The organism is Amedibacillus sp. YH-ame10 (assembly GCF_053848885.1).
Genome location: NZ_JBSPFA010000001.1, coordinates 144080 through 155943 on the forward strand (window position 1 = coordinate 144080; position 11864 = coordinate 155943).

The 11864-nt window shown below is 35.1% G+C and carries 12 protein-coding genes and 1 riboswitch; of the genes, 4 read left to right on the forward strand and 8 right to left on the reverse strand.

The genetic code is table 11. The annotated features are described in order from the left end of the window. Positions 1–2: 2 nt before the first annotated feature. Both ACWG42_RS00725 and ACWG42_RS00730 read right to left on the reverse strand, forming a co-directional pair. A complete protein-coding gene (locus ACWG42_RS00725) occupies positions 3–1073 on the reverse strand; it encodes a D-alanine--D-alanine ligase family protein (protein ID WP_455789527.1) in 1071 nt (356 codons plus the stop codon). 2 nt (positions 1074–1075) lie between these two features. Beyond that, a complete protein-coding gene (locus ACWG42_RS00730) occupies positions 1076–2455 on the reverse strand; it encodes a UDP-N-acetylmuramoyl-tripeptide--D-alanyl-D-alanine ligase (protein WP_455789529.1) in 1380 nt (459 codons plus the stop codon). Positions 2456–2661: 206 nt separating this feature from the next. Between ACWG42_RS00730 and ACWG42_RS00735 the strand changes: the two genes are divergently transcribed. Continuing rightward, entirely contained in the window at positions 2662–3585 is a 924-nt protein-coding gene (locus ACWG42_RS00735; RefSeq protein WP_455789531.1) for a diacylglycerol/lipid kinase family protein, read from the forward strand. A gap of 26 nt (positions 3586–3611) precedes the next feature. Here the strand turns inward: ACWG42_RS00735 and ACWG42_RS00740 are convergent, their stop codons facing one another. The 6 genes from ACWG42_RS00740 to ACWG42_RS00765 all read right to left on the reverse strand — a co-directional run bounded on the left by ACWG42_RS00740 (position 3612) and on the right by ACWG42_RS00765 (position 8576). Next, a complete protein-coding gene (locus ACWG42_RS00740; protein ID WP_455789532.1) occupies positions 3612–3821 on the reverse strand; it encodes a helix-turn-helix transcriptional regulator in 210 nt (69 codons plus the stop codon). Between the two features lie 94 nt (positions 3822–3915). Further along, the gene (locus ACWG42_RS00745; RefSeq protein ID WP_455789534.1) at positions 3916–4239 is read right to left on the reverse strand and encodes a DUF6442 family protein; all 324 of its coding nucleotides are present in this window, start codon (positions 4237–4239) and stop codon (positions 3916–3918) included. A 184-nt stretch (positions 4240–4423) separates the two neighbouring features. After that, positions 4424–5122: a pirin family protein gene (locus tag ACWG42_RS00750; protein ID WP_455789536.1), complete on the reverse strand. Its 699-nt coding sequence runs from the start codon at positions 5120–5122 to the stop codon at positions 4424–4426. Continuing rightward, the gene (locus tag ACWG42_RS00755; RefSeq protein ID WP_455789537.1) at positions 5119–5721 is read right to left on the reverse strand and encodes a nitroreductase family protein; all 603 of its coding nucleotides are present in this window, start codon (positions 5719–5721) and stop codon (positions 5119–5121) included. Before ACWG42_RS00755 ends, ACWG42_RS00750 begins: the two co-directional genes overlap by 4 nt. 156 nt (positions 5722–5877) lie before the next feature. Further along, a complete protein-coding gene (pepD, locus tag ACWG42_RS00760) occupies positions 5878–7308 on the reverse strand; it encodes a beta-Ala-His dipeptidase (protein WP_455789538.1) in 1431 nt (476 codons plus the stop codon). Between the two features lie 95 nt (positions 7309–7403). Beyond that, entirely contained in the window at positions 7404–8576 is a 1173-nt protein-coding gene (locus ACWG42_RS00765) for a phosphoribosylaminoimidazolecarboxamide formyltransferase (RefSeq protein WP_455789539.1), read from the reverse strand. A gap of 42 nt (positions 8577–8618) precedes the next feature. Next, a riboswitch (ZMP/ZTP riboswitch) is annotated at positions 8619–8698 on the reverse strand. A gap of 158 nt (positions 8699–8856) precedes the next feature. Here ACWG42_RS00765 and ACWG42_RS00770 point away from each other — a divergent pair. The 3 genes from ACWG42_RS00770 (at position 8857) to ACWG42_RS00780 (ending at position 11829) form a co-directional block, all read left to right on the forward strand. Continuing rightward, the gene (locus tag ACWG42_RS00770) at positions 8857–9312 is read left to right on the forward strand and encodes a DUF4358 domain-containing protein (RefSeq protein WP_455789540.1); all 456 of its coding nucleotides are present in this window, start codon (positions 8857–8859) and stop codon (positions 9310–9312) included. Positions 9313–9461: 149 nt separating this feature from the next. Then, entirely contained in the window at positions 9462–10706 is a 1245-nt protein-coding gene (locus ACWG42_RS00775; RefSeq protein WP_455789541.1) for an MBOAT family O-acyltransferase, read from the forward strand. 10 nt (positions 10707–10716) lie between these two features. Continuing rightward, positions 10717–11829: a DHHW family protein gene (locus ACWG42_RS00780; RefSeq protein ID WP_455789542.1), complete on the forward strand. Its 1113-nt coding sequence runs from the start codon at positions 10717–10719 to the stop codon at positions 11827–11829. Positions 11830–11864: the final 35 nt, after the last annotated feature.

The window sequence follows — 11864 nt, forward strand, 5'->3', positions numbered from 1 at the left end:
CTTTATTGTTTGTTCATTGCTAAATCTACTAAACGATCAATCAAATCCGGGAACATAATCCCCGCTTCTTTCATCATTGTAGGATAACGTGATGTATCGGTAAATCCTGGAATTGTATTCACTTCATTAATCACAATCTTATTCTCTGGTGTTTTAAACATATCCACACGTGTCATACCAGTACAGTTTAAAGCTTTATAGGCACGTTTTGCTAATACACGTGCTTCTTCTCTTAACGCTTCACTGATTCTTGCTGGACAATAGATATGAGAATCTACCATTTGATACTTTCCTTCATAATCGAAGAATGGTGCACTGGTTTCAATTTCATCTACATTCCCTGCAAATATGTCATGATTCCCCATAACTGCACAACCAATTTCAAACCCTTCAATCGTTGTTTCAAGTACCAATTTACCTTTTCCATCATGATAAAACGCATCTTCCATAGCTTTTTCAAATCCCTCAAACTCTTGAATTTTACTAATTCCAAAACTACTTCCCGCATTGCATGGTTTCACAAATATTGGTAACCCTAATGTTTCTACAGCATTTTCATAGATTGCTTTATAATCCATATCTATTTCTTTGTATACACAAATATAAGGAGCACAAGGTACACTTGCATGTTCTAATATGATATGTGTCATTTCTTTATCCATACAAACAGAAGAACTCATATGTCCACATCCAACATAAGGAATGCCACTGAGTTCAAACAATCCTTGAATCGTTCCATCTTCTCCATTTTTACCATGTAGAATTGGGAAGATACAATCCACTGCGATTGTTTCAAATGTTCCATCTTCTTTTAGTTTCAAGAATCCCTTATAAGCTTCACTACAGGACAATACACATGCACAAGTAGTATCATTTTGTAACCATGTATCGTGATCAATACTTTCTACATCTCCATTATATAAATACCATTTTCCATCTTGACTTATACCCACAAGAACTAAATCATAACGTTCTTTATCAATCTTACGAATCAAGCTTCCAGCAGAATGTAAAGATACTGGATATTCACTAGATTTTCCACCAAATATAATCGCTAATTTAATTTTCTTCATTGTCATTCCTCTTCTTTCACAAGTGCATCTACCAATTCGTCTAATTTCATACCACGAGAGCCTTTCACTAGCATCATGCATTCTTTATCCATATATGGTTTTACATACGTATATAAATCTTCTTTGTTTTGGAAGTGTCGAACTTCTACATCTTCTAAATAGTTATTTGCTCCTTGTGCAATATAACGCGCCATATCTCCAATGGTTAGTACTTCCTGTACATGAAATGCTTGTAAATCTTTTCCAAGTGTATAGTGAATGAGATCACTCGTATCACCCAATTCTAACATATCTCCTAAAATAGCAATTTTATAATCATATGCAAATTCTTCCATCGTTTCTAAAGCCGCAATCGCACTTTGTGGATTGGATTTATAAGAATCATTTAGAATCAAACATTGTTTCACTTTTACAAGTTCATTACGTAACCCAGTCTTTTCAATAGAAGCGTATCCTTCTTGAATCTCCTCTACACTTAACCCAAGGCTTTTTGCGGCAATATATGCAGCTGTTGCGTTCATCGCTTGATGTTTCCCTATCATATCCAAATGGAACTTCTCTTTGTTAATAGCGAAATCAAGTCCATCCGCAAGTTGTTTTACATCACTCACGATATAATCATTTTGTTCCCCTTGTCCAAAGGTACGTATCGCGATATGTCCAGGCAACTGTGCATCTCGTACTGCTTGTTGTAAAAGCGTTTGATCTCCATTGTATAAAAAGAGTCCATTTTCTTTTAAACCCTCTGTAATTTCAAGCTTTGCCTTCGCAATGTTCTCCATACTACCTAAGTTTTCAAGATGCGCAGTACCTACATTTGAAATAATCGCAATGTCAGGTTCTACAATATGCGTTAGAAATGACAATTCTTCCAAATTCTCCATGCCCATTTCCACAACACCCACTTCTACATCATCTGAAAAAGACAACAAAGTTAAAGGTACTCCAATTTCATTATTATAGTTTCCTAATGTTTTTTGTGTACGATAATGTTTCGCAAGTACAGAAGAAAGAATATCTTTGGTACTTGTTTTTCCATTGCTTCCAGTTACTCCTACGACTTTCATCTCTAACTGGTTACGATATGCTTTTGCTAACTCCTGTAATGCTTTGGTTGTATCTTCTACTAGTATCACAGGTACTTCTACAGGAGGATTTGGTTCTCTTCTTTCCCATAAAACTGCTTTTGCACCCTGTGCTATTGCTTGCGAAGTATATACATGCCCATTGTTGTTTACTCCACGAATAGGGATATATAAATTTCCTTCTACTACTTTACGAGAATCAATACAAACTCCCATAATTTTATCTTCAATACTTCCATTTTCTATGTAATCTGCATCCAACATCGCAATGATGGAATCAATTGAACGTATAATCATGAATCGTAACTTCCTTTCAACTATTGCATAAACGAATACCATATGCGAAACATACTTGTAAATATATGCGATAACATTATACCATAGCCCATTAAAATCCGTTAAATAAATTCAGATATTTCAGAAATCTTAAGATATTCCTCTGCTTTTTTTCTAACAATCATATAAGTGTACTGTTTCATGTAAGAATATGCTATACTTTTTTTATGAAATATATATTTATTATAAACCCTACCGCAGGTAAAGTAGATCGTTCAAAACAATTAAGTGAAATGATTACTACCGTGTTTAAAAAACACAACTTACAAAATGATTTGATCATCCACATCAGCGAAGCGCTAGGAGAAGCAACTACCTATACCAAAACCATGGCACAGACTTATACAACTCGTCTGCGTTTTTATGCGTGTGGTGGTGATGGAACATTAACTGAGGTTGTAAATGGTGCTTATGGACACCCTCATTGTGCCGTTGGTGTACTCCCTATTGGAACAGGCAATGATTTTATAAAAACATTTAAGGAATATACGATGGATGATTTTCTAGATATCGAACGTCAAATATTCGCAAGAGAAGAAGTCATCGATTTAATGAGAATAAAAGATATCGTTAGTATCAACCTAATTTCAACGGGTTTGGATAGTGCTATCGCTGAAAATGTAAGCAAATTCAAAAATCTGCCGTTGATCAGTGGACAAGGTGCTTATAACTTATCCCTTGCCTATTGTTTCTTTACTTCTATGGATCATCAATTTTCATATAAAGTAGATGGTGAAGTCTTTCCCAATGATACATATATCTTTGCGGTCATTGCCAATGCGCAATACTATGGTGGTGGATATCATGCCGCACCTCAAGCAGATGTCCAAGATGGCTTATTAGATTTCATATGTGTAAAACGCGTCTCCAGATGGAAAGTTTTAAAACTTGTTAACATTTATAAACTTGGACAACATCTCGAGATTCCAGATATAGTCATCTTTAGAAGATGTAAAGAGGTGGAACTTATTGCGAATAAGCCATTGACTATGAACATTGATGGAGAAATTGCAAATATGGAAAACCCCAAAATTACAATTGATCAAAAAGCATTAATGTTTCTAATGCCCCGACCAAAAGACACCTTATAGTAAAAAAAAGCGTATATACAACACGCTTACTCAAAGTAGAATAAATCTTCAAACTTCTTATCCAACGCTACACACAAGATCAATGCTAGCTTAGCAGTCGGATTAAATTGTCCGACCTCAATAGAGCTGATGGTATTACGCGATACTCCAACCATTTCAGCAAGATCGCTCTGTGATAGCTTTTTTTCTGCTCTTGTTTCTTTCAAACGATTATATAATACTAACTTATCATCCATAATCTACCTCCTACACCACCTACTTCATTCCCTTATTTCTCAAATGCTTTCAAAGCAATGAAAAATATACACAAAAGATGTTATTAAAACTTCCTTACCTTGTAATTGTATAAAAATATAATCCAACAAATAGGACCACCAACACTAGTGAAACAATACTTAAAAAATAATATAAATTATCTTGTTTAAATTTAGCTTTATAATAACAACGCGGCGCATAAAAGCCCAAGGCGATAGAGAATAATAAGAATGCCACTGCAAAAGAGCCATCTACAAATTCGGTACCGAGCAAAAAGATGGGAAATAGGATACCAAATATACCATAACCAACCTTTACACTTAAGGATGCGTAATGCTCTTCTCCCTCATCAAGCGAAGCATTCTTCTTCGCTTTTTTTAGTATATCGTCTTTTTCCATAACAAACAACCTCCTTAGTTCATGATGTTTTATGTTCACCTTTATACTATCATTGCCAAGTTTACTTGTCAATGATTTATACCAAGTTTTATTGTCAAAAAAAAAGAACTGCATTTACAGTTCTTCGCCTATCACTACGATAAAACCTTTTCAAAAAAGTTTTGCTTACTCTTGTAGAAATTATTTAATTTGCTACAAGATCAAATATTATATAGTGAGCATCACTAAGCGCACAAATATCTAAGTCTTCTTCTTTCAATTCTACTGCATCCTTACTTGTAAGCACTTGATCCTTTATCCTGCCACTTCCTTCTAACTGAATGAGGTATAGCATCCTTCCCGCTTTACAAGAATATGCTTGCCTTTTTCCTTTATCAAGACTTAAAACAGATATAGCAACATCTTGATGAAGCACTACTGAAGAATTGTCCAAAGTATTTGATGCAATGCATAGCCATTGATTTTTACGCTCTTCCCACCGATAAGGATAATCTCCATATTGTGGTGCATATCCATTTTTATCTGGTAGTATCCATATTTGCAAAAAACGTAGAGGTTCTTTACCCAAATTATGTTCACTATGAAAGACCCCTGTACCTGCACTCATATATTGTACTTGTCCACGCGTTAGTTCTCTACGATTCCCCATACTATCCTGATGCGTAAGTGTTCCATCAATCACATAACTAATAATTTCCATATTTTTATGTGGGTGTGTATCAAATCCGTTACCTGCATCAAAGATATCATCATTTACAACACGTAGCGCTCCAAAATGCATGTTTTTAGGATTGTAATATTCCGCAAATGAAAAATGAAATGTACTATGCAACCATCCTCGCTCGCTCTTCCCCATTTGCTCGCTTTTTATAACCTTCATCATTTTGTTATCCCTCTTACAATCATACGCTCTGCTATGGGCATATACGTAATATCCTTAGGCTTACTCATAGGCTTGCCAAACGGCATTTGAGAAAGTAGTTTCCAGTTTGATGGACAATCGAATTCCTGCATGACCGCTTCATCAATGAGTGGGTTATAATGTTGCAATGTACCCCCTAAACCCTTGGAAGAAAGAGCAGTCCAAACTGCATATTGCAACATACCAGAACTTTGATTCGACCATACTGGAAAATTATCAGCATAAAAAGGAAAACTTTCTTGTAATTCTTTTACAACATCCATATCTTCAAAAAATAAGATCGTCCCATAGCCTTTCGCAAATGCACTTATTTTTGCTTCAGTTGGCGCAAATTTATCTTCTGGCACGATTGCTTGCAAGGTTGATTTTACGATTGACCAAAGCTTTTGATGTGCATCATCAAATAGTAATATTGTTCGTGATGTTTGCGAATGAAATGCAGAAGGAACATAGGTCATCATATCTTTTAACACATTCTCGATTTCCTGCTTTGTAAGTGGTGATTCATTACTAATATCATATTGACTACGTCTGTATTTTACTGCTTCTAAAAATTCCATAAATGTATACCTCTGTTTCTTTCTTGATGTATCATATGGATTTATATAACCTCTCGCTTTTGGCTATAGGATACTATTTCTATGAAAAACATACTATGAAAAAGAACTATATACAAGTAAGATGCTTAAGAAAAAGACTGCACTCGCAGTCCTTTTCTATAATTCTTCAAGATATGTTTTTAAGAACGTAAAGGTACGATCAAAACTAGCAAGATCTAATTTCTCATCTGGTGTATGAATATCAAACATAATAGGCCCCATTGTCACGATATCCATATCTTCATCCAATGCTTTGAATACTCCACACTCTAATCCACCATGTACCGCAACAAGTTCTAACTCTTTTTCATACAGTTCGCGGCATACTTTTTGTAACGTTTCACGCATTGGGGATTCTTTCGTATAACTCCATGCAGGATAACGAGCTTCTCTTTCGCTTTCATATTCGAATGCTTCTCCAAGAATCTCTACTTCATCACCGATCATATCCACAAAAGACTCCAAAGCTCCACGCACAGAACAATTGATGGTGATGTGTTCTCCACTTTCAATCACTCCAACATTACTGCTGGCAGTTACCAAATCCTTGATATCCATACTACGTGCACGCATACCATTTGGCAAGGCACACAATAGTTTTACAAGTGCTTCACTTTCTACTGTTGCCATTGCCTCACAAACTTCTTCTTTTTGGAATACGACATGTACACCTTTATCACTAAATTCTAATTCTTTTTTGATTTCTTTTTCAAAGGTACGTACAAGCTTTTCCATGGTTTCATAAGATGCATCACTCACAAACAGGGCAACTGCTTCACGAGGAATGGCATTGTCTTTGATTCCTCCATTGATACTATGAATCTGTAATCCACAAGTGGAATCTATTTTATATAAAATACGTGCCAATAATTTATTAGCATTGCCTCTTTCTTTATCAATTTCTCCCCCACTATGTCCACCAAACAAACCCTTTACTTCTAAGGAATATCCTTGTGTACTAACAGGAACCAAGATACGTTCTTTTTTCAATATAACATTTACTCCCCCAGCACTCGTTGTACAAGTAGCACTCTCTCCACCATCATCTAAGTTGATCATTCTCTTTGCGTGAATATCTTCTTTTTTGATTGCCATAGCCCCAAATAAACCAACCTCTTCTTGTACGGTAAAGATACATTCAAGTGCAGGATGTTTCGCCTCTTTATCTTCAAGTATGGCTAACATATATGCAACACCAGTTCCATCATCCGCGCCTAATGTTGTCCCCTTCGCTTTCAAAAAGCCATCTTCTATCACAAGTTGTAAAGCATCCTTATAAAAATCAAATTCTGTATCTTTATTCTTTTCACATACCATATCCGTATGTGCTTGTAAAATCAGTGCAGGATGATCTTCATATCCTTTTGAAGCATCTTTATAAATAATCACGTTGTTCATCTCATCGTGTTTATAGGCAAGTTGATGTTCCTTTGCGAATGCAACCAAATACTTCGCATACGCACCTTCCTGAAAAGAACCATGTGGGATTCTTGTCATTTCTTCAAAGTATCGCTGATGTGCCAGCGTATGATCCAAAACATTTTTCATAAATAAATATCCTCCATATGAAATTATTTTACCACATTCCCTTATGTTTACTAAGTATTTCGCAAAAGAAAAAGTGGAAACCCACTTTTTCTAAATTAATGATGAAATAAACGAAGGTGCGTAAACGCCATCGCTATATCATATTTATCACATGTTTCAATTACATTGTCATCACGAATGGATCCACCTGCTTGCGCAATATAACATACTCCACTGCGATGTGCACGTTCGATATTATCTCCAAATGGGAAGAATGCATCAGAACCTAAAGATACATCGGTAAATGTAGATAACCAAGCCTTCTTTTCTTCTTTTGTAAATACGTCTGGTTTATGCGTAAAGATATTTTGCCAAGTTCCTTCCGCAAGTACATCTTCATAATCATCCGATATATATACATCAATGGTATTGTCACGATCTGCTCTTCGTATTCCTTCTACAAATGGAAGAGATAATACTTTTTCATGTTGACGTAAATACCAATTATCTGCTTTATTTCCAGCAAGTCTAGTACAGTGTACACGGGATTGTTGACCCGCACCGATGCCTATAGCTTGTCCATCTTTCACATAACAAACGGAATTAGATTGAGTGTATTTCAATGTAATAAGTGCTATCATTAAATCTCGTTTAGCACCTTCACTCAACACTTTGTTCTTAGTAGGTAATTCTTTTAATAAGTCTTCATTGATGGACACATTATTTCTTCCTTGTTCAAAAGTGACTCCAAATACATCTTTACGTTCGATTTCTTCTGGAACATAGCTTGGATCTATTTGTATTACCAAATAGTTCCCTTTCTTCTTTTTCTTAAGGATTTCAAGTGCTTCTTTTGAATATGAAGGCGCAATCACGCCATCGCTAACCTCTCTAGCCAAATAGGTTGCACATGCTTCATCACACTCATCACTAAGTGCCGCAAAATCTCCATAACTAGACATACGATCACTTCCACGAGCTCGCATGTATGCGCTAGCCATTGGTGTACACTCCACTCCATCCACAAAATAAATCTGTTTCAAAGTTTCATCCATTGGCACGTAAACAGCAGCTCCTGCAGGAGACACATGTTTAAAGCTTGCGGCTGCTGGTAAACCCGTAGCTTCTTTTAATTCCTTTACCAATTGCCAACTATTCAAAGCATCCAATAAATTGATATACCCTGCTTTTCCATTTAAAATTTGAATTGGTAAATCATGATTCTTCGTATAAATTCTTGCGGGTTTTTGATTTGGATTACAACCGTACTTTAATTCCATTTCTTTCATATAAATTCTTCCTTTCCATAGAAAAAGAGCCGATATTTCTGGACTCTTCACCCAGACGGTCGGCTCACTTACGATTATACTTCATGTGGTCAATTCCACTTCCGTCAGTCGTATAACTGCTTTTATTTTATACCACAAATATTACAAGGTCAATGAATTCTGATATCTAATATGCGATTTTTTGCTATCCCTTATATAATCTCCTTATTTTTATAATTGTATAGTAGCCTAAGAAGTATAACCATGTTAAAATATAGACATCTTAAGTATGGAGGATACTATGAAAAAAATATTGTTATGTTTTGTCGTTGGAATGTTATGTTTAAGTGGATGTTCCAGCAAAGGAAATGATGTTGATGTAAAGAAAGCAGTAAGTACTATTTTAGAAAGTAAGGCAGATGAATTGCCTGCGACTATGGAAGTAGATGATCAAGTTTTAAAAGACTTGTTTCAAATCGATGTAGCGGATGTAGAACAATATGCTATCGCAATTCCTATGATGAATGTACAAGCTACAGAAATCATTATGATAGAAGCGAAAGATGGAAAAAAAGATGTAATTAAAAAAGCCCTAGATCAACGTATGAAAACAAATGAAGATACATGGTCTACTTATTTGCCTGATCAATATGAATTGGTAAAAAATCGTCAAGAATATGAAAGTGGAAACTATTTCATTATCGTAATCGCTGAAAAAGCGGAAGATATTATGAAGGAATTAAAGAAAGACTTCTAATGTTATTCTCAAGTTTACTATTTTTATTTGCATATTTACCACTCGTGTTACTTATGTACTATGTTTTACCAAAAAGGTATCGTAATGGATGCCTTTTTGTTGTTAGCTTGTTTTTTTATGGCTGGCAAGAACCTGTATATATTATAGTAATGCTAGTATCAATTCTGGTAAATTTTCAGATCGGTAAACTTGTCTATCGAAATCTTGATACAAAACAGAAGGCAAAAACATATGTCATTGCCTCCGTAATCTTCAATATTGCATTGTTAGCTTTCTTTAAATATTTCAATTTCTTCCTTTGGAATATATCCACCCTACTTCAAACAGGTACCTTGGATATTATGCAGATTGCTTTGCCGATTGGTATTTCCTTTTATACCTTCCAAACCCTAACCTACCCAATTGATATTTACCGCAAAGAAACTTTACCACAAACAAATTTCATGAATTTTGGAATGTATGTAACCTTCTTTCCTCAATTGATTGCGGGTCCTATTGTACGTTATCGTGATATCTCTTTACAGATTACGAATCGAACAACGTCTTCTTCTTTGTTTTATGAAGGAATCCAAAGATTTATCTGTGGATTATCTAAGAAAGTACTCCTTGCCAATCCTTTGGGTTCTATTTGGAATCAAGTTTCCTCTTTGTCTCAAATGAGCATGCTTACCTCTTGGATTGGTATACTCGCATTCTTACTACAGTTATATTATGATTTTAGTGGGTATAGTGATATGGCAATCGGACTTGGTAAGATGTTTGGATTTCATTTTCCTGAAAACTTCAATTACCCTTATATTTCAAAGAGTATGAGTGAGTTTTGGAGAAGATGGCATATGACCCTAGGCACTTGGTTTCGTGAATATGTGTATATTCCACTTGGTGGTAATCGTAAAGGAATATCTAAAACGATAGGTAACTTACTAGTCGTTTGGTTTCTAACGGGATTATGGCATGGAGCTAGTTGGAATTTTGTCATATGGGGATTGTACTGTGGGATTTTCATTATTCTTGAAAAATATGGTATTGGGAAATGGTTACATTCACATGCATTCTTATCTAGACTTTACTTCTTTATCATCATCGCTTTTGGATGGATTCTATTTGCCTGTGAGGATATTGCTTCTGCAGTATCTTATATGCAAGTGTTTATCGGATTTAAAAGTCAAGGTTGGATGGATGCTTTCACACTTTATTTATGGAATACACAAATACTGCTTATTGTCTTTGCGTTAGTAGGTTGTACTCCACTAGTACATAAGATTTATGTGCGTTTGAAAAACAAGTCCTACATCTTATATATAACACTATTTATAACGATGTTACTTCTCTTGTTATGCACTTCTCGAATGGCATCAGATACTTACAATCCATTTTTATATTTCCGTTTCTAAGGAGGTCTCTATGAAAGCACAAAGAATTGTACAACATATGACGATATGTATATTTCTACTCTTTTTAAGTGTGCCTTTATGTATGTTTTTAGTAACTCCAGAGAAATCCTTTTCAGATTTAGAAAATCGATATTTATCGAAAATGCCTTCTCTTTCTAATACATCCATATGGGATAAGTCATTTCAAAAGAAGAGTGAAGATGCCTTTAATGATCAATTTCTATTTCGAGATTCTTTGGTCAGTTTGAATACATTTCAAGATTATGCTTTGGGTTACTCTTCCATTCATGATGTATACTTTGGTAAAGATTCTTATTTGCTAAACCAACAACAACGTCTAGATGAAAGCATTTGGAAACAAAACATAAAGGTACTTAATACCTTCGCACACAATCAGGATATTCCTATATATTTAATGTTGGTACCTTCTACGCGTACCATACTTGAAAACAAGTTGCCAAACCCTCATTATGATATTGATGAAGATGTGATAGTCAAAGACATCCAATCTTCCCTTACCAAACAAATCAACTATGTGGATGTCTTTCAAACCCTACGAAATCATAGTTTGGAAGATATCTATTATAAAAGTGATCATCATTGGAGTGCACTTGGAAGCTATTATGGCTATGTTGCCTTTCAAAAAGAACGTAACCAAGAGCCTGCACCACTAGGTACAAAAGAACTTATCAAATCCAATTTTCTAGGAAGTTTATATGCTCGTTCAAAAGCCTCTTGGTACCCAGGAGATACCCTTTATGCGTATAAGAACCAAGTGGACGTACAAGTAACATACGATGAATTACAACGAGATACCTTATACATTGATGAAAACGCAAAGAAACGTGATGCTTATACTTACTTTATGGATGGAAATCATGCGGAAGTAAATGTAACAACCACAAATACACAAAAAGAACACATCTTAATTGTAAGAGATTCCTTTGCGCAAAGCTTTGCGCCATATTTAGTAAATGATGTATCTCAAATCACCTTATTAGATTTGAGATACTACAAAGGAAATATCAGTGAGTACATACAAGAACATCATGTAGATGAAGTACTCTTTCTCTATAGTATGGATACCTTCATAAACACACGTGATATCTCCACATTAAAATAGCTGCCTGCTCATAAAGAACAGACAGCTTTTCTTAT

Bases quoted from the DNA above. Each gene is read 5' to 3' on its own strand.
- ACWG42_RS00770 (WP_455789540.1), top strand. From the start codon at position 8,857: ATGAAAAAAATATTGTTATGTTTTGTCGTTGGAATGTTATGTTTAAGT.
- ACWG42_RS00780 (WP_455789542.1), top strand. From the start codon at position 10,717: ATGAAAGCACAAAGAATTGTACAACATATGACGATATGTATATTTCTA.
- ACWG42_RS00755 (WP_455789537.1), bottom strand. From the start codon at position 5,721: ATGGAATTTTTAGAAGCAGTAAAATACAGACGTAGTCAATATGATATT.
- ACWG42_RS00750 (WP_455789536.1), bottom strand. From the start codon at position 5,122: ATGATGAAGGTTATAAAAAGCGAGCAAATGGGGAAGAGCGAGCGAGGA.
- ACWG42_RS00775 (WP_455789541.1), top strand. From the start codon at position 9,462: ATGCTAGTATCAATTCTGGTAAATTTTCAGATCGGTAAACTTGTCTAT.
- ACWG42_RS00745 (WP_455789534.1), bottom strand. From the start codon at position 4,239: ATGGAAAAAGACGATATACTAAAAAAAGCGAAGAAGAATGCTTCGCTT.
- ACWG42_RS00725 (WP_455789527.1), bottom strand. From the start codon at position 1,073: ATGAAGAAAATTAAATTAGCGATTATATTTGGTGGAAAATCTAGTGAA.
- ACWG42_RS00735 (WP_455789531.1), top strand. From the start codon at position 2,662: ATGAAATATATATTTATTATAAACCCTACCGCAGGTAAAGTAGATCGT.
- ACWG42_RS00740 (WP_455789532.1), bottom strand. From the start codon at position 3,821: ATGGATGATAAGTTAGTATTATATAATCGTTTGAAAGAAACAAGAGCA.
- ACWG42_RS00765 (WP_455789539.1), bottom strand. From the start codon at position 8,576: ATGAAAGAAATGGAATTAAAGTACGGTTGTAATCCAAATCAAAAACCC.
- ACWG42_RS00730 (WP_455789529.1), bottom strand. From the start codon at position 2,455: ATGATTATACGTTCAATTGATTCCATCATTGCGATGTTGGATGCAGAT.
- pepD (WP_455789538.1), bottom strand. From the start codon at position 7,308: ATGAAAAATGTTTTGGATCATACGCTGGCACATCAGCGATACTTTGAA.